Origin of the sequence: Tolypothrix sp. PCC 7601 (assembly GCF_025677855.1) — a bacterium.
GTDB lineage: Bacteria > Cyanobacteriota > Cyanobacteriia > Cyanobacteriales > Nostocaceae > Aulosira > Aulosira diplosiphon.
This window is the reverse complement of sequence record NZ_CP064879.1, coordinates 3,469,261-3,487,004: the sequence shown is the minus strand read 5'-3', so window position 1 is coordinate 3,487,004 and position 17,744 is coordinate 3,469,261. Positions and strand designations below refer to the sequence as shown.

The window sequence follows — 17,744 nt, the reverse complement described above, 5'->3', positions numbered from 1 at the left end:
TGATGCTATCGCATACAGTGTAGGCTGTTCACCAACTTGATCTGCCAAGCTGAAAGATATTGGTGAGCTTGTAGCCGTCATGAAAATCGCATTTGTGAATTAATGCATTAGTATAATGCCATCTTAAGGTCAACTTGTTAGCAACTAAATATTTCAGTTCTGTTATCTAAAAATCTTTAAATAAAAAGCGCTGATTCTGGAATTTATTCTGATTCAGTGAATTAACTTAACTAGATAGTAATCAGGAATACAGATTTTTGTGCAAAGTCATCAAGGAAGCGATCGCCATACCTATTGATAGGAAATCCTTTTTTTGAAAATTGATTTTTAGCTTTCAGTATTGGCGATCGCTCAAATGTTTCAATACTGCTCGGTTAAGGATTTTAAACTCTTAATTTGGTTTGGGAAAAGGTTAAAGGGTAAGGGTTAAAGGTTTTTTCTTGCCCCTTTTTCCCTTCCCCTTTTCCCCTTAACCGACAAGTATTGTCAAATGTTTTACTTTGATAATTACTTAGTTACCAGTGTTTGTGATTCCTGCTTACCTTCAATTCCTAAAGTACCCAATTGAATCAGTTCCACCCGATAGCCGTCTGGGTCTTCCACAAAAGCAATTACTGTAGTACCGTGTTTCATTGGGCCTGGTTCTCTTACTACCTTACCGCCACGATTTCTAATTTCTTGGCAAGTAGCATTAATATCGCCCACACCAATGGCAATATGACCATAAGCATTACCTAATTCGTACTTTTCCACCCCCCAGTTGTAGGTTAGTTCTATGACTGTATTGTCACTTTCGTCACCATAGCCAACAAAAGCTAGAGTAAATTTTCCATCTGGATAATCTTTTCGCCGCAACAATTTCATTCCCAGGACATCAATGTAGAATTTCAAAGACTCTTCAAGATTGCCCACCCGTAGCATTGTATGAAGTAAGCGCATAATTACCTTTGCTTTGTGTTGGATTCAGCTATTGTTGTCTGCCAACATTGTACATACAACACCGTTTGACTTTCAGAGTCATACAATTTTGGATTTTAGATTTTGGATTTTGGATTGACTCCACAGATAAATCTGGGGGCTTGTACCATCAAGGAATTATTGGTTATGGCAAAAACCCAGTTTTTCAGTTTGTACTCCAATGGGGAAGCAAAGTAAATACAGCCTCTACATTGACAGGCTGGTATTGAGCAATCATTATCATCATGATAAGAACAAAAGCTTTGATAGTGACCAATGTAAAAAATCACTGATAAGATTTTATGTTTAACTGCTGGCGGCTTTATTTAGATTAACTCTACATTGTCAGCTTCTACATGAATGCGTAATACTGCAGAAATTTTATTTTCAGAATAATATTACTTTTTCCGATTCAACCAAGCAAACACGTCATCAACAGACAGCGTTAAATTCAAATCTGCCAACACTGGTAATATATCTTTTCCTGATAACAAATCTGGCAAAGAATTAGGTTGATAAACTAAAATGCAGCGTTCATTTGGGTCAATCAACCATCCTAGCTGACTGCCATTTCGTAAACAATGTAAAATATTGCCAGTTACTTTAGTTTGACTTTGAGTAGGGGAAAGAATTTCTATTAACCAAGCAGGTGCAAAATCAATACCAATGCTGATAATTTCTCCATTTTCATCAAGTGGTAGTTGATTGGTAGAGATAACAACTACATCAGGAACTACTGAACGATTACCAAAGGTACAGCGCAATTCAGGAAAGGCTTCATAGTCACTTTCCAACCCATCAATTACAGCTACTAAGCGTTTTTGCAATAAGCTGTGTTTACCTCCTCCCATAGGTTTCTGAATTGCTTCTCCGTTAATATATTCCCAAGCAGGTGACTCCTCAATATATGGAAGTTTTAAAAACTCCTCTATAGTCTTGCTTTCTGTAACTGTTCGTTGGTCAGTGGTTTGGTCAAGTAGTGGGGACATCGCGTTTACCTCTAGCAATCCCTTCCTGAATTGTGGCATACTCTTTACCTGCATGACTATCGTCGGCAGGGAAAAGTATTGATTTGTTTTTTATTTATTAAGATAAATGCTGTTTTACCCAACTCCGAAAAGCTTTAAGCGTTGCATTTCTACCTGCGGTTTTACTGTTTTCCAGATATTGGGGAATTACTGCAATCAAAGGCAAATGCGGAAAATTTAAACTTGACTGAGACTCTACATAATTTCCATTTTGTAAAAGATTAATTTTCAATATACCTTTTTCAAACCGCCACAGTTCTGGCACTTTTAAAGCTTGATAGATATTTGGATGAGTACGAGAAGTAATATCAATTTCTAAAGCTAAATCGGGTGGTGGATCAATTGTTAAATCTAGTCGCTTTTTGCCACGAATTAAAGCTTCGTTTTTAATATAAAAACATTGATCGGGTTCTATACCCTGAGCCATCAATTCATTTTTGAATGTGGTAGAGCCAAGACATCTAAATTCAATATCTAATTCTTCTAATAATCCTTTAATTAAATCACTGATAATTTCTTTATCGTCTTCATGTTCTGGCAATGGAGCCATAATTTCTAATATTCCCCTGTCATAAGCAATTCGCGCTGCACGATGTTCGCCCAACTCTTCAATAATTGTTTCTAATTCTTGCCAAGTAACATCTTGCAATAATACTCTTTGCCCTGGTGGAAGATGGATGCGCTTTAACTCCAATAACATCTTTCTAGCTCCTTGCAGTTCAAAGACTTCTACTCCAACTCATAAATTTTCTGACTACATAAACAGCGATAATCAGATTCTCTCAAATTGACTGGGAAAAATGCGATCGCAGATTAATTACGCCCCCGTGATACAGTATATTTGCAGGAAAAATAGAAGGCGATCGCTTTGTGTAAGAATCCCTGCTGAGTAGCGAGAGATTAGTCATTGACTCAAGAATTTGACTAAATTTACAGCCAGGGCGATCGCAATTGCACTATTTTTGAGTAACTTCAGTGAGGGCTTCATGGATAACCTCATCGCTAACACCGTGACGCTTCAAGCTAGCAATCAGTGCTGAGATAGTATCCCCCTCCAGTCGTTCCAGATCAACTCTTAGCCCTTGCCCAATATAGGCACGCACTAACGGCTGATAGCCAGAAAATCCCAGTAATGGCGCTATTCTTTTCAAATCTTCAATGACATCTTCGGGAATACGAATTGTGATTGTAGTCATTGGACGATTTTTATTGAGTCGCTTTTTCAGTGCTTCAGCTTTCATAATATTCTCGCTCCTTGCGTGTAGCTTTACGAGCTGAAATGATCCGAATTATGTCGTTTTCACGTTCAATGTAGACGACATACAGAAGATTCCATCGTCTGTCTAAGCCAATAACAGCATCTCTTTCTTCATCATTACGACTTGCATCAACAACTACTAAAAACGGATCGAAAAATGCCTCTGTGGCTTGCTGAAATGTCACGCCATCATGATTGCTGGGATTTATCCAAGCTTTTTCTTCGTTCCAAACGAAAGTGACACCATTAAGCACGAAATACACATCCATACCTCAAAGTTTAGGCAAAGTGTATTTACATTGTCAATACGTTTTATGAAACAGAGATATTTCTGTAAGGGCAATGTCTACGACGGGCTACGCCTACGCACTGTAAATCTCTGCTATGATATTGCGATCGCAATGTCACGAATAGTAATGATAATTGCCCTTTCAGTCCTCTTGATTTTGAACAGAATCCTGATATGAAATTTTCAGACTTGTATATTACTGGCGTGGGTTAGACTTCCTTCTTTTATTAGAATTTGCAGAATTATCAGAAACTTCAGCAGTTTTTAACTCAGATACGGTAGTTACTTGCTCATTAACTAATTGTGCTTGCCCATCTAGAACAAGTTTATCTGTTTGTATCTCTTCAATAACTTCTTCAGAAATAGCTGACTTCTCTGCTTGAGCCTCATCGAGAGTTTCTTCTTGACTAGCTAAGAGTCCTGCATACTTAATTCTTTCTAAGCCGACTTGAAATCCAATATAGTCGTCAATTGTTTTACTCATGTCAATATCAAGCTTGTAATCACGACGTAAATTCTGGATTGCGTTCTTGATTAGTTCAATTTCTTTGATTGACTCATTTTCTATATTACTCTCTAAAATGCTCCCCATATCATCAAGCAACCTAACACCATGCTCACGTCTTGCAGAAATAGGGTGAAGTGCAATAAAGTCTTTCTTTAAACGTTCTATTTTTTGCGATACTCTTTCATTTGTTAATCTCTGCTGGGCAATACGCTGCATAAAATTTAATTTTTTAAACAAGGTTTTGAAGTTATGTTCAAAAATTTGAAGTGCATCGAGTTCATTTTTGTTCAACCTATCTTTTTTCTTTGACCACTCATTCACTACACGAATAACATTTCTAGCAAAGCCAGCTTTACTAATTTCCAAGTCTTTTTCAGGAAAGTCTTTTAGAGTTTCTTCTATAGCATCAAGAATAGTTTGACCAGCAATCTTAGTTGATAATAAATCTTCATTTAGGAATACAAGTTCGTTTTCATCTACTTTAAGAAACTCTTGTAAATAAAGCTTTGTTGCGTGAATGCAAATTGGCAAAGGAATAATATCTTCTATTTCAAGATTTGCTGTTGCATTGTCAGCTACCAAGCAGAATTCTTCTTTAAGATCAGCAAGTTGAAGAATAAATTTTTCTTTAAGTAAAGGTCTTCTATGTTGACCTCCTCTACCTAATAATTGCTTTTTAGCATCATTACCACTCTGATCGCTGTCCAATAGGACAATAACTGCGATTTGCTCTACATGTCTTCCACAAGCTAGATAGACCATATAGGGAATTTGTGTAGCGCCTCCTGAATCAACAATCGTGATTTGGTTTAAATCTAAAGTTTCTAAACTAGATACACCATTAGCTCGAAGATGCGTTGCTGCTCCTGCAATAAGAATTTGATCGCCAATACCTTCAACCATCAAATTACAATTACCAATGAAAACTGTTTCACCGATATGAGGACCAATCGAAGACCTGAGAGGTTCATAACGATGTTGTGCAAAATCTTTGACTACCCTTGTTCCTTCATCCTCATTTCCCTTCTGTAAGACTCGAATACGCTCGGAATGGTTCTTATCAATTAAAAAAGGAGAGTGAGTTACGTAAACTACTTGAATTGGATGATTTAAATGTGAGCCAGGTTGTGGATTGGCGAAGAGATCAAATACTTTAAGTAAGTCTTGTTGAGCTTGACTAGACAGGTAAGCGTCTGGCTCATCCATCAACAATATTTCAGTTTTATTTGGATTGGGTTCATGAGATCGGTACTCTATGTAATAGCTGAGAAAATATCGTAATCCTTGACTTCGTTCATCAAATGAATATTCAGTTCCTGTCCTATCTGTTATTGTAAAAACTAAGTCATAGTCTCTTGCCATAACTTTTAGACTAAAGTTGCGATCTTGAATCCAATAGCTGGGAAAGTTTAAATTAATAGCTAATCGATGATTAATATCCTTAATGATTCCATTTGCATAACCTTGTAATCCATCTTTAATTGCCTTAGTCAAATCAATTAAAGAATTGATATCAACCTGGGCAATTTTACAGATTAGTTTGTAAGCTAAATTGAATTCTTTTTCTCTTCTTTCCTTCTCTTTTTCACTAAAAATTACTTCATCTAGCGCGGATATAATTGACTTGATTGATGTAGTTGCTTCACGATCAAGCTCTTCCCTATTTTCATTACCAAAAACGCGAATTTTAGTAATCAATTGTGGATTATTACTAAAAACATCCAGTTCATCTACTATTTTATTTCTTTGTTCTCGATCCAGAAGTTCAAATTTTCTACCACCCGAATAATTCTCTTGACCTAACTGAACTAATTTTTTAATGGGAACGCTTGAAGGAAGCGCGACATTAGACTCAACTCTAAACGTTATGGGAAGTAGTTTGTGTAACTCAATAACCTGTTTTTCATTAATTGGGTATGGTATGTATTCTCCTTTTTCAGTCAAATATATCGTTAAATTATCAACATTGTTGCGGAATATGAAAAATTTATCTAGACTAGAATTCCTATGAATCCCCGGAATAATTTTTCTTAATTCGTCCTGTTCAGGCTTAGAGAGTCCAGCCCATTCAGTACCAAAATCAGGATATTTTAATTCATTCTGTTTGACAGTGAAAAAAGGAGAATAACGACAGAAATCACTCCGTTCAATATTTTTGCCGGATATAGCCTTTTCAATAGCACTTAATAAATGAGACTTTCCAGATTCATTTGCACCAACAATTGTTGTAATTTTGGGTTCGATGCTAACTTCAATGTATGGGTAGAAAGTAGTGCCTATCAGTTCCCAAGGTTTAGGTTTTACTCTGTCATTATGCTTCCTCAGGAAGTCGTCATTAAATGATTTATAGAAGCGGATGAAGACTGTCTTGAGATGCATAGGGTAAAATATGATACTATAATTCTGCTATTTGCGTAGCTTTTTTATTTATAGCAGTAATTTGTGAGACATGTCATTACGCAGCCAAAAACAACTCAATAGATTCAGTCTGCTTCATCACGCATCGGATCAAATTTAAATAACAAAATAAAAAGCCCACTGATGTGGGCTTTCTAAATCAATTAAGTTATACCTTTACTTAGCGTTTCACCAACTTCTTCGACATCTTCCGCAGACGAATTGATTTAGGAGTAACTTCCACCAATTCATCAGGGCCAATGTATTCCAAAGCCCGTTCTAAACTCATGTCTATCGGTGCTTGCAGCTGCACTAGTTCATCACCACCAGCAGCCCGGTGGTTGGTCAACTGCTTGGTTTTACAAACATTCAGTTCTAAGTCTTGGGGACGATTGTGTTCTCCCACAATCATACCTCTGTAAACTTTAGTACCTGGTGTAATAAAGAATGCGCCTCTATCTTCCGCGTTCTTCATGGCGTAGAAGGTAGAAACACCTTCTTCAAAGGAGATTAAAACGCCTTTGTTACGAGCCTCAATATCGCCAGACAATGGACGGTAATCCAAGAAGCTGTGGTTCATGATGCCTTCACCACGAGTCATCCGCATGAATTCACCGCGGAAACCAATCAATCCCCGTGCAGGAATGACAAACTCTAGTTGAGTGCGATCGCCACTACCTGGTTGCATATCTTGCATTTCGCCTTTGCGTTGTCCCAGGCGTTCAATACAGCTACCCACCGCATCACCAGGAATATCTAACACCAGGAGTTCGTAAGGTTCACAAGGTTGACCGCTGACTTCGCGGTAAATTACCTGTGGCTGAGATACTTGAAACTCAAAGCCTTCGCGACGCATGGTTTCAATTAAGATACCCAGGTGAAGTTCACCACGACCGGAAACGAGGAATTTATCGGGAGAATCGGTTTCTTCAACCCGCAAAGCCACGTTGGTTTCCAATTCGCGGAACAGGCGATCGCGCACTTGGCGTGAAGTCACTAACTTTCCTTCTTGACCTGCAAAGGGCGAATCATTTACCCAGAAGGTCATTTGTAAGGTTGGTTCATCCACTTTAATCAGTGGTAAAGCTTGCGGTTCATTGGGATCTGTAATTGTTTCCCCAATGTAAGCATCAGCGAAACCAGCTACCGCCACAATATAACCTGCGGTAGCTTCTTCCATTTCCACCCGTTTCAAGCCTTCAAAGCCCATCAACTTGGTGATTTTTGACTTGACAATTGCGCCACTTTCTGTAATTAGAGCCGCTTGTTGTCCAGCCCGGATAGTGCCGTTGTGAATTCTGCCAATTACAATCCGTCCTAGGTATTCAGAATAATCTAGGGTTGTGACTTGCAATTGCAGGGGCTTGTTAACGTCGCCAACTGGTGGTGGAACGTGTTGCAGAATTGCATTAAACAGGGGTTGCATATCTACCGCTTCTGCTTCCATGCTTTCTTTGGCATAACCACCCATACCGGAGGCAAACAGATAGGTAAAGTCACACTGGTCTTCATCTGCCCCTAATTCCAAGAACAGATCCAAAACTTTATCAACAGCAATGTGGGGGTCAGCGTTAGTACGGTCAATTTTGTTGATGACAACGATGGGGCGCAGACCTTTTTCTAACGCTTTTTTAAGTACAAAGCGTGTTTGGGGCATTGGCCCTTCATTGGCATCGACAATTAAAAGACATCCGTCAACCATGCCCAGTACGCGTTCAACTTCACCACCGAAGTCAGCGTGTCCAGGAGTATCAACAATATTGATTAGCGTCTCTTTGTAGCGAACCGCTGTATTTTTAGAGAGGATTGTAATCCCCCGTTCTCGTTCCAAGGCATTGGAGTCCATGACGCAATCCGGAACGTCTTCCCCTTCGCGGAAAATGCCGGATTGTTTAAGGAGTGCATCAACCAGGGTGGTTTTGCCGTGGTCAACGTGGGCAATAATGGCGACGTTACGAATTGGGAGCGTCATAGAAGCTTTACTGTGAACTGTAGAGGGGATTGTTAGGTGTACATTTCGATGCGAGGATTCTAGTACCGCTGGGCGGAAATCAAAAGAAGCCACTGCTTGCAGCAATTGGCATTCAAAAGTCAAAAGGGGCCAGTGCGTTGCTTTGATTCCAAAGTTTTAGCAACTGGCGTTCAAAATTCAAAAAGCTTATAGCATAGGCTTTTCGCGGGTTTTGAATGGTTGCTTTAGTTGCGCCTTGCTGTACTAGGCTGTTTTAACAGAATTGAGGATGAAGTTCAAATTCTGTAAAGAACCTTTAACAATTCTAGCGTAATCGTCACAATTGCGGCGACTTTTGCGATCGCAAATCTTGTCTACAGTAAGCACGCTAGAGTTTTTGTCAAAACAAGGGTAGGGCGAGCCAAAGGATCACTAAGTCCGGCGAGGAAGTTGGTTGACGAGATTTTATGAGTACTATAGTATTCAAGAATGACGCGTAAAATTATTGACTTATTTGCTGGTGCAGGTGGCTTAACTACAGGATTTCACATGGCGGGCTTTGAATCTCTATGTGCAATTGATATAGATGCAAAAGCCTTGGCGACCTATAAGCACAATTACCCAAACACGAAAATCATTCATCAAGATATACGCCAGGTTAATCCTTCAGACTTACGATTAGCTTTAGGTTTACAACCAGAAGAACTAACAGCATTAATTGGCGGCCCCCCATGTCAAGGATTCTCCAGAAATATTCCTGCTGGCGATCGCTATCTCAATGATTCTCGTAACCAGATGTATCAGACGTTTTTGGATTTTGTACAGGAGTTCAGACCCTTGTACGTTGTCATGGAGAATGTACCCGAAATTTTAAAGGCTTACAACGGCGTAATTAGTGAAGAAATCACAAAAAACCTGAAATCCTTGGGCTACAAAGTTGTATCTTCTGCTTTAAATGCTGCATATTATGGGGTACCCCAAACCAGATCCAGAGCTTTTTTTCTAGCTAGCTTAGATCACTCTCTTAATTTTCCCGAACCAACCCATTTTGGTGATATTAAGAGCGACTATAGGTCTAGAAAGTCTAGTAGACAACTTAATTTTTTACAAGCAAATATTTCTGAAATTGTGACAGTCAGAGATGCGATTGGAGACTTACCGCCCATAAATGCAGGACAAGTCTACGATGCTGAGATTTATCCTTCTGAGCCAAAAACGACGTACCAAGCAATGATGCGTAGTCAAAGCATGAAAATTGTGAATCATATTGCGCGTGCTTTGAGTCCAATTCAAATGTCGAGAGCACGTGTTCTGTGTGAAGGACAAGACGCTAGAGACTTACCTCCTGAGTTAGCGCCTAAAAAACACTATAGTGGTGCATATGGAAGGCTGTACTGGGATAAGCCAGCTAGAACTATTACAAGATGGGTCTTTCATCCAGGATCGGGTCGGTTTTTTCATCCTACTCAGGATCGGACAATTACAATCCGTGAAGCTGCAAGATTACACTCATATCCAGATAGTTTTCACTTTTTGGGAACATATACGGATATGGCTTCACAAATTGGTGAATCTGTACCCCCACTTCTAGGTAAAGCTATAGCTTCATCTATTCTTCAGGCTAACCTTCAATCATGTTGCTGATTAATTTGCTCTTGTAATGCGGAAAGAACTGTATTTACATATCGATCAAGTGTCAGACGATTTCTTTCTACGGTAATCCGAACGGCCTGCGAAGGAATAGTTCTAGCTCTAAAAAGTTGTTTTTGATTTTTGTACCAAACCAACTCTACTTTATCTGCAATTTTTCCTTGTAGTCCTACTCCTGCACCCTTAGTAATTCTATCCACTGTCCAAGACCAAGAAAACATCTTCGGATCTAGGGGATTGAGTGGAAATTCGCAATAAATATACTCATATCCCTGGATAGTTTTTAGTAATATACTTTCATAGCTATTGACAACATTCTGTGCCGTTTGGCTAGAAAGAATTTTTTCGTTCCAATGTTGAATTATGGCTGCGCCTAGTTCATCAGGTGAGGACTGCTCAGTCAGACCTGGAAAACCAAGTTGAATAGACTTCTTGATAATATCTGCTCGTTGAATAACAAACAAAAATACACTACCCAGCTTCAGACTATTTAGTTGAAGAGATTTCAGCGACCAACCAGTTTTAGTCACAATGTCAACAGCATCATAAAGAAGCTTACTACGTCCCAATGCCGGATCGGATAATGGAATATCTTTAACGTAATGAAAAATAGCTTCCCATGTATAATCTTCTATCGAACCAATAACTGGTGATGCGATTGTGGCAATAATAGCTTGCCTTAATCTTTCAACTTCATTGTCAATCAGCACTTAAAGATTCCTCTACAGCTTGCAAAAATTCACTCATAGTCATACCTAAAGCATGGGTAATATGACTGAGTACTCTCACAGATGGGCTTTTTAAACCTCGCTCTAGCTGGCTAATGTAAGTCCTGTGCAGACCTGTAACTTCTGCAAGATACTCCTGTGACCAACCTTTTTGTGTACGATGACGCTGTAGTTCTAGTCCTAAAATTTGATCTAGTTTGCTGGGTTGCATGATAGACAAAGATTAGTATCTTGAATACAAAAGTTCTACAGACTAAAGTATTCAAGCTATTTTATAGATAATGAGTACGATCGCTGTTTTAGAGGAAGTCTGTCTATGTTCTTCACAGACTTTAGCGCAGGCGATCGCCTAATTTTTCAGCTACAGTGCGATCAATATAAACTGTTTCAAATACAATGCTTTCCGAACGCTTTACAGCCGCCCTTGTCTACGCCACTGAACTGCACGCCAAACAAGTACGTAAAGGTTCTGGTGTTCCCTATATTGCCCATCTATTAGGCGTAGCCAGTATTGCTTTAGAATATGGTGCAAATGAAGATGAAGCCATAGCAGCGCTTTTACATGATGCTGTAGAAGACCAAGGTGGTGCAGCTACTAGGGAAGAAATTCGCCACCGTTTTGGAGATAATGTGACAGCAATTGTCGATGGCTGCACCGATGCGGATACTATTCCCAAACCGCCTTGGCGACAACGCAAAGAAGCATATATTGCTCATTTACCTACAGCATCGCCATCAGTTTTGCTGGTGTCAGCTGCTGATAAAATCTACAACGCTCAGTCTATTGTCAAAGATTACCGCATCTTAGGTGAATCACTTTGGCAACGGTTTCAAGGTGGTAAAGAAGGTACTCTTTGGTATTATCAAACCCTTGTGGATACTTTTAAGAATACTGGGCCTACGGCAATGGCTGAAGAATTAGCAAGAGTAGTGCTAGAGATGGTAGCTTTGGCATCTTAAAAAAAATGAAGGCTGAAGGATGAAGCAAGAAAATTTCCTACTTCATACTTCATTCTTCACAATTAGTTAACCAAAACTGTAACAGAGGTGACAGTCATTTTTTGCCTAGCGGAACATACTACTTACTGAACTATCTTCGTGAATCCGCCAGATGGTTTCACCGAGTACATTAGCCACTGAAAGCACTACCAGCTGTGGAAAGCGATCGCTTTCTGGAATGGGGATAGTATTGGTGATAATCACTTCCTCAAATACGCCACTAGACAACCGCTCAATCGCAGGTGGAGAGAACACAGCATGAGTTGCACAGGCATATACCTGACGCGCCCCTTCTTCTCGCAGCAACTTAGCCCCAGCTGCAATTGTGCCACCAGTGTCAATCATATCGTCTACCAACACTGCTGTTTTCCCCTTCACGTCACCGATGACGTTTAAAACTTCGGCAACATTATGAGCTTGGCGACGTTTATCAATAATCGCTAATGGAGCATCGTTTAGCTTTTTGGCAAATGCTCTTGCTCTTGCTACACCACCAACATCCGGGGAAACTACTACCAAATCATGCAGTTGTTTGCTGGCCAGGTAATCTATTAATACTGGCGAACCGTAAACATGATCGAATGGTATGTCGAAATACCCTTGGATTTGGGCTGAGTGTAAATCCATTGCCAGAACACGGTTGGCACCTGCTTGAGTGATCAGGTTGGCAACCAACTTTGCAGTGATGGACTCTCTTCCTGCAGTTTTCCGGTCAGCACGGGCATAGCCATAGTAAGGAATTACTGCTGTTACCTGCCGTGCAGAAGCACGACGACAGGCATCAATCATAATCATTAATTCCATTAAATGATCGTTAACCGGCTGACAACATGGCTGGATAAGATAGACATCACAACCCCGGATTGATTCCTGAATTTGAATATAAAGTTCGCCGTCCGCAAATCTTTTACGGATCATTGGGCCTAGATCCATACCTAGGTAACGAGCGACTTCAGTAGACAGTTGTAAATTGGCAGAGCCAGAAAAAAGCCGCAGGCGATGATTTTCAGTCAGTCCTGTTGCAACTGGCTGCACTTTGGATAAAGTTGCAGAACTGAGCACAGCAGATCCTCGATGTGCATTCATGGCAATCTTAACATCAGCAATTTAGCAAATTTAACCGAAATAGTGTAAAAAAATATCTGCAAAGTTAAATCATTGCTCCCAAAAATTATGATTTGCTAATTTTTAAATAACTTTAGTTAACAAACCATTGATAGCTTAACTGAATACCCTGTATATTAACTAGGCCCATTATTCGGATTTTTTGCTGTGTAGAATAAAAACACCAGCTTTCCGAGCATGGTTTAGGGGATCGCTGCTTATACGCAGCTATTTTTGTGCCTAAAATAAAGTTTTTACATTTCAGGGAAATGACAACGGGGTATTCTCTAGTCAAAGGCTGGTCAATTCTCAAGGAGCAGCAAGATATTCTATAATCCTATCTGCAAATTTATCAACTGGTAGAGTTGAGCATTTTTAAAATTTTAATTTTGGCAATATTTTCCACAAAGCTGATTCATCTATGGGTTGACGAAGCTGAATGCTGAGTGCTGCTATCTGCTTAACACTTAGGTACTGAGAACAAAGTGTCAAAATAAAGTTGAGCCAGCTTTCATCAGGCTGACTTTGCACCCAATAATACGCAAGTTCTAACCTTACCAGAAAGCGCAGATAACAACAATTACTTATTTTCTAATGCTAATCAGCCTAGAGAAAATTTTGCGGATGGGCAAACTTTGGTAAAAATGCACAAAGCACAGTCCGGCTATTATAAGTACCGACAAGGTAGGGTAGAATATCGCCGCAAGTAATTGTTGTCACTGCTTAGACCTAATCTTTGGTAGAGACTTTATTCTCAGTTGCCATAACACTTAAATTAATCAATTATGCAACCACCCATTACAGTTGGTACTGTCCTACAAAACCGTTACCGGATTATTCAAATTCTCGGACAAGGGGGATTTGGCAGAACCTATCTAGCGGAAGACCAGAGGCGTTTTAATGAACTGTGCGCCATTAAGGAATTGATTCCGACAACAACCGGAACTTCGGTTTGGGAGAAAACGCAAGAACTGTTCCACCGAGAAGCGGCAATTTTGTATCAAATTGAGCATCCGCAAGTACCGAAATTCCGAGAAAGGTTTGAAGAAGACCAGCGTTTATTTTTGGTAGAAGATTACGTTGCTGGCAAGACTTACCGCGCTATCCTGTCGGAACGTCAAGCTGTTAGTCAGACATTAACAGAAAAAGAAGTTTTACAGATGCTGCGCTCTTTGTTACCTGTGTTAGCGCATATTCATAGTCGGGGAATTATTCACCGGGATATATCACCAGAAAATATTATTTTACGTGATAGTGATGGTCAGCCAGTGTTAATTGACTTTGGGGTAGTTAAAGAATTAGCAACGCGATTGCAATCTCCCAATAGTACCGCACCAGTTACCACCGTGGGAAAATTAGGTTATTCTCCCAGTGAGCAAATGCAAACAGGTCAAGCTTACCCTAATAGTGATTTATATGCGCTTGCCGTCACAGCGATTGTTTTGCTAACTGGTAGAGAACCCTCAGAATTATTTGATGAAAATCAACTTACTTGGAATTGGCAACAATGGGCAAAAGTAAATCCCCAATTTGCTCAAGTTTTAAATCGGATGTTAAATTATCGGCCCAGCGATCGCTATCAAAGTGCGGCTGATGTTATCCAAGCATTACAATCTGTAGATCAAGCAAGTGTGACTAATCCTAACGTCACTAACACTAATGCTGTCTCCAATATGCAAACCATCGCAGTTGGAGGTCGTCCGCCTCAGCCAGCACCATCGCCTTCTCCCAACACACCTGCACCTGTAATTCCACCCAGCAATACTAGTTCTGTTTTAGATAATCCTTTAGCAATTGGGGCGATTGGCAGTGCTGTAGTCATCCTAGCAGGATTTGGTTCTTGGGCTTTAGTCAGTTCGATTCGCAGTCGCCCGACTACACAACCAGAAGCACCAGTACAAACTTTCCCTTCACCAGTTGTTTCTGGTGGTACAACATTAACACCCACCCCTACATCTACTAGTACTGAACCTGCTGTAATTAGCAAACGCCTCAATTTAGGAACCACAAATACAACTACAGTAGAAGATACTTTAGAGGAAAATCAAATAGTTCAGTATACTTTTTTTGGACGCAAAGGTGCAAAATTAACTACTGCTATTGCTCAAGGAACTGGTATTGTTTTATCAGTTTTAGATGCCAATAAACAACCAATTGATAATACTGCTAATCAAGTACAATCCTATGATGGTGTATTGTCTGTAAGCGGTAGATATACTATTCAACTAAATTTAGTTCCTGGTGTGGCTGAAAGTAATTATAGTCTCAATGTGGCATTACAAAGGTTAACTAGAGAAACACCCACACCTATAATTACTCCTACGCAAACGCCCATAGAAACTCCTACAGAAGCTCCTATAATCACTCCTACGCCAACTGTCACAGAAACCCCTACAGAAGCTCCTATAATTACTCCTACACCAACTGCCACAGAAACTCCTACAGAAAGTCCAACCTCTCAGGAAGAGCAAAATAACTTACCTAATGATAGAACCTTAAACCCAAACTCTAATCAATAAAAACTTTACTGATCAGGGTTAATTGGTAATGGTTAATTGGTAATAAGAAATTCTCAATTATGGTGAGGTTGTAATGATAATTGTGTGACTGCTGTATTTAGATGAAATTTGCAGTAAATAATACAAAAAGGTAAATGTCAAATATCAACGCACTACTAATTACTGGAACCGATACTGAGGCTGGCAAAACAGTTTTAACAACAGCATTAGCGGCTTATTTGCAAAAATATTTTCCTCAACGCAATTGGGGACTAATGAAACCAATTCAATCGGGAGAAGGCGATCGCGAATGGTATCAAAGGCTGTTTTCCCTTAAGCAAACGGCGGAAGAAATTACACCGTTGTACTTTCAAGCACCTTTAGCGCCTCCCATCGCCGCCGCTAAGGAAAATCGTCAAGTAGATTTAGCTGTAGTTTGGCAAGCTTTCTCTAAAGAGCGATCGCGTCGGGATTTTGTGTTGGTAGAATCTTTGGGGGGTTTAGGCTCACCGATTACAGATGAATTGACAGTGGCAGATTTAGCCGGAGATTGGCATTTACCCACTGTTCTGGTAGTTCCAGTCAGGTTAGGTGCGATCGCGCAAGCAGTGGCTAATGTGGCATTAGCTAGACAAGCAAAAATCAATCTTAAAGGGATTGTGCTCAATTGCGTACAACCCCGTTCTGATGCTGAGATAGCCGACTTAACGCCACCAGAGATGATTCAAACTCTCACCAATATCCCAGTTTTAGGCTGCTTACCTTATCTAGAAAACCTCACCGATTTAGATAAACTAGCTCAAGTAGCCTCAAATTTAAATTTAGAAACACTAAATCTTTGATAACGATACACTGGAAAAATACTCATCAGCTGTCGTAACTCTAACTTGCATTGTTGACTGCTGACGGTTAACTGTTAACAGTCAGCAATCAACGAACCTCATGAGTGATTGTGTAATTTAAAAGCGTAATAGGTATCATGGTTTCTACCTTCCCCAATCCTGGTGCTGTTGACTTATCTCATGTTCGGCTTTCGATCCGTGCATTACAAAATCAACTTGTAGAATGGCGACGGCGGCTACATCAAAAGCCAGAGTTAGGTTTTCAAGAAAAACTCACATCTGAGTTTATCTCCCAGAAGTTACAAGAGTGGGGAATTGAACATCAAACTGGTATTGCTCAAACTGGTATTGTTGCCATCATCAAAGGTAACAAACTTAGCAGTGGTAAAGTTTTGGCAATTCGCGCTGATATGGATGCTTTGCCAATTCAAGAACTGAATCAAGTACCTTATTGTTCGCAACATGATGGCGTAATGCACGCTTGTGGACATGATGGACATACTGCGATCGCACTGGGTACAGCTTACTATCTTCAGCAGCATCGCGATGATTTTGCTGGTACTGTCAAAATTATCTTTCAGCCAGCAGAAGAAGGGCCTGGGGGTGCAAAACCTATGGTGGAAGCCGGGGTACTAAAAAACCCTGATGTCGATGCCATTATTGGGTTACATCTGTGGAATAACTTACCCTTGGGGACAGTCGGTGTCCGGGCTGGGGCGTTAATGGCGGCTGTAGAATTATTCCAATGTACAATTTTAGGCAAAGGTGGACATGGGGCGATACCGCATCAAACTGTAGATTCTATTGTCGTCGCTGCTCAAATTGTCAACGCCTTGCAAACTATTGTGGCGCGGAATGTGAATCCTATTGATTCCGCAGTTGTGACTGTAGGCGCGCTTCATGCTGGTACAGCACACAATGTCATTGCTGACACAGCTAATATGAAAGGCACAGTCCGCTATTTTAACCCGGCTTTTCAAGGATATTTTCACCAGCGAATCGAGCAAATTATTGCGGGTGTATGTCAAAGTCATGGTGCAAGTTACGACTTAGAATATATCTCCCTTTATCCCCCAGTCATTAATGATGCTGGTATGGCAGAATTAGTGCGATCGGTAGCAGCAGAAGTGATAGAAACTCCTGTAGGAATTGTGCCAGAATGCCAAACTATGGGTGGTGAAGATATGTCATTTTTCTTGCAAGAAGTTCCAGGTTGCTATTTCTTTCTAGGTTCTGCTAATCCTGATAAAGATTTAGCCTATCCTCATCATCATCCCCGGTTTGATTTTGATGAAACTGCCTTACCAATGGGTGTGGAAATCTTTATTAGGTGCGTGGAGAAGTTTTTAAATTAGTTAGCTGGAATAGCATATTTAATAAAAGCGATCGCATTAGGCATCGCTTTTTTAATTACAATATAGTCAGGAATAAAAGTAATGAAGAGTGCAACCATCACGACAAAAGGACAAGTGAATATCCGCAAATAAATTAGGGATTACTCAATTTAAATATAGGTAGCAAGGTGGATTTTGTCA

The 17,744-nt window shown here is 40.0% G+C and carries 16 protein-coding genes; 5 read left to right on the top strand and 11 right to left on the bottom strand.

What is annotated here, in order from left to right; translation table 11 throughout:
• Nucleotides 1-507: 507 nt before the first annotated feature.
• The 7 genes from gloA to typA form a co-directional block, all read right to left on the bottom strand.
• The gene (gloA, locus tag HG267_RS14600; protein WP_045872632.1) at nt 508-939 is read right to left on the bottom strand and encodes a lactoylglutathione lyase; all 432 of its coding nucleotides are present in this window, start codon (nt 937-939) and stop codon (nt 508-510) included.
• A gap of 416 nt (nt 940-1,355) precedes the next feature.
• Nucleotides 1,356-1,946, bottom strand: a complete 591-nt coding sequence (locus HG267_RS14595) for a Uma2 family endonuclease (protein WP_045872630.1) — start codon at nt 1,944-1,946, stop codon at nt 1,356-1,358.
• Between the two features lie 97 nt (nt 1,947-2,043).
• Complete coding sequence (locus tag HG267_RS14590; RefSeq protein ID WP_045872629.1) at nt 2,044-2,685, bottom strand: Uma2 family endonuclease; 642 nt, start codon at nt 2,683-2,685, stop codon at nt 2,044-2,046.
• 256 nt (nt 2,686-2,941) lie between these two features.
• Nucleotides 2,942-3,226, bottom strand: a complete 285-nt coding sequence (locus tag HG267_RS14585; protein ID WP_045872628.1) for a hypothetical protein — start codon at nt 3,224-3,226, stop codon at nt 2,942-2,944.
• Entirely contained in the window at nt 3,216-3,497 is a 282-nt protein-coding gene (locus tag HG267_RS14580; RefSeq protein ID WP_235623099.1) for a BrnT family toxin, read from the bottom strand. Before HG267_RS14580 ends, HG267_RS14585 begins: the two co-directional genes overlap by 11 nt.
• A gap of 231 nt (nt 3,498-3,728) precedes the next feature.
• Nucleotides 3,729-6,419, bottom strand: coding sequence for an AAA family ATPase (locus HG267_RS14575; RefSeq protein ID WP_045872626.1), 2,691 nt, complete (start codon nt 6,417-6,419; stop codon nt 3,729-3,731).
• A gap of 199 nt (nt 6,420-6,618) precedes the next feature.
• Nucleotides 6,619-8,409 (bottom strand): translational GTPase TypA, encoded by a 1,791-nt coding sequence (gene typA / locus HG267_RS14570; protein ID WP_045872735.1) that lies wholly within the window; start codon nt 8,407-8,409, stop codon nt 6,619-6,621.
• A gap of 468 nt (nt 8,410-8,877) precedes the next feature.
• Here typA and HG267_RS14565 point away from each other — a divergent pair, with 468 nt between their 5' ends.
• Entirely contained in the window at nt 8,878-10,032 is a 1,155-nt protein-coding gene (locus HG267_RS14565; RefSeq protein WP_045872625.1) for a DNA cytosine methyltransferase, read from the top strand.
• Here the strand turns inward: HG267_RS14565 and HG267_RS14560 are convergent.
• Nucleotides 10,017-10,748, bottom strand: a complete 732-nt coding sequence (locus tag HG267_RS14560; RefSeq protein WP_045872624.1) for a hypothetical protein — start codon at nt 10,746-10,748, stop codon at nt 10,017-10,019. The genes HG267_RS14565 and HG267_RS14560 overlap by 16 nt on opposite strands.
• A complete protein-coding gene (locus tag HG267_RS14555; protein ID WP_045872623.1) occupies nt 10,738-10,977 on the bottom strand; it encodes a helix-turn-helix domain-containing protein in 240 nt (79 codons plus the stop codon). The genes HG267_RS14560 and HG267_RS14555 overlap by 11 nt, the downstream gene beginning before the upstream one ends.
• Nucleotides 10,978-11,162: 185 nt before the next feature.
• Between HG267_RS14555 and HG267_RS14550 the strand changes: the two genes are divergently transcribed.
• Entirely contained in the window at nt 11,163-11,726 is a 564-nt protein-coding gene (locus tag HG267_RS14550) for an HD domain-containing protein (protein WP_045872622.1), read from the top strand.
• A 105-nt stretch (nt 11,727-11,831) separates the two neighbouring features.
• On the opposite strand, the gene HG267_RS14545 is transcribed toward HG267_RS14550, so the two are convergent.
• On the bottom strand, nt 11,832-12,851 hold the full coding sequence (locus tag HG267_RS14545) for a ribose-phosphate pyrophosphokinase (protein WP_045872621.1): 1,020 nt from the start codon (nt 12,849-12,851) through the stop codon (nt 11,832-11,834).
• An 803-nt stretch (nt 12,852-13,654) separates the two neighbouring features.
• Between HG267_RS14545 and HG267_RS14540 the strand changes: the two genes are divergently transcribed.
• The 3 genes from HG267_RS14540 (at nt 13,655) to HG267_RS14530 (ending at nt 17,564) form a co-directional block, all read left to right on the top strand.
• Nucleotides 13,655-15,388, top strand: coding sequence for a serine/threonine-protein kinase (locus HG267_RS14540; protein ID WP_045872620.1), 1,734 nt, complete (start codon nt 13,655-13,657; stop codon nt 15,386-15,388).
• Between the two features lie 143 nt (nt 15,389-15,531).
• On the top strand, nt 15,532-16,209 hold the full coding sequence (gene bioD / locus HG267_RS14535) for a dethiobiotin synthase (RefSeq protein ID WP_045872734.1): 678 nt from the start codon (nt 15,532-15,534) through the stop codon (nt 16,207-16,209).
• 137 nt (nt 16,210-16,346) lie between these two features.
• A complete protein-coding gene (locus HG267_RS14530; RefSeq protein ID WP_045872619.1) occupies nt 16,347-17,564 on the top strand; it encodes a M20 family metallopeptidase in 1,218 nt (405 codons plus the stop codon).
• On the opposite strand, the gene HG267_RS14525 is transcribed toward HG267_RS14530, so the two are convergent.
• Entirely contained in the window at nt 17,561-17,692 is a 132-nt protein-coding gene (locus HG267_RS14525) for a hypothetical protein (protein ID WP_255325287.1), read from the bottom strand. The two genes, HG267_RS14530 and HG267_RS14525, sit on opposite strands and share 4 nt — an antisense overlap.
• Nucleotides 17,693-17,744 lie beyond the last annotated feature (52 nt).

What these genes read in the sequence shown, in the direction of transcription:
- gloA (WP_045872632.1), bottom strand. Translation starts at nt 939, where the DNA reads ATGCGCTTACTTCATACAATGCTACGGGTGGGCAATCTTGAAGAGTCT.
- HG267_RS14595 (WP_045872630.1), bottom strand. Translation starts at nt 1,946, where the DNA reads ATGTCCCCACTACTTGACCAAACCACTGACCAACGAACAGTTACAGAA.
- HG267_RS14590 (WP_045872629.1), bottom strand. Translation starts at nt 2,685, where the DNA reads ATGTTATTGGAGTTAAAGCGCATCCATCTTCCACCAGGGCAAAGAGTA.
- HG267_RS14585 (WP_045872628.1), bottom strand. Translation starts at nt 3,226, where the DNA reads ATGAAAGCTGAAGCACTGAAAAAGCGACTCAATAAAAATCGTCCAATG.
- HG267_RS14575 (WP_045872626.1), bottom strand. Translation starts at nt 6,419, where the DNA reads ATGCATCTCAAGACAGTCTTCATCCGCTTCTATAAATCATTTAATGAC.
- typA (WP_045872735.1), bottom strand. Translation starts at nt 8,409, where the DNA reads ATGACGCTCCCAATTCGTAACGTCGCCATTATTGCCCACGTTGACCAC.
- HG267_RS14565 (WP_045872625.1), top strand. Translation starts at nt 8,878, where the DNA reads ATGACGCGTAAAATTATTGACTTATTTGCTGGTGCAGGTGGCTTAACT.
- HG267_RS14555 (WP_045872623.1), bottom strand. Translation starts at nt 10,977, where the DNA reads ATGCAACCCAGCAAACTAGATCAAATTTTAGGACTAGAACTACAGCGT.
- HG267_RS14550 (WP_045872622.1), top strand. Translation starts at nt 11,163, where the DNA reads ATGCTTTCCGAACGCTTTACAGCCGCCCTTGTCTACGCCACTGAACTG.
- HG267_RS14545 (WP_045872621.1), bottom strand. Translation starts at nt 12,851, where the DNA reads ATGAATGCACATCGAGGATCTGCTGTGCTCAGTTCTGCAACTTTATCC.
- HG267_RS14540 (WP_045872620.1), top strand. Translation starts at nt 13,655, where the DNA reads ATGCAACCACCCATTACAGTTGGTACTGTCCTACAAAACCGTTACCGG.
- HG267_RS14530 (WP_045872619.1), top strand. Translation starts at nt 16,347, where the DNA reads ATGGTTTCTACCTTCCCCAATCCTGGTGCTGTTGACTTATCTCATGTT.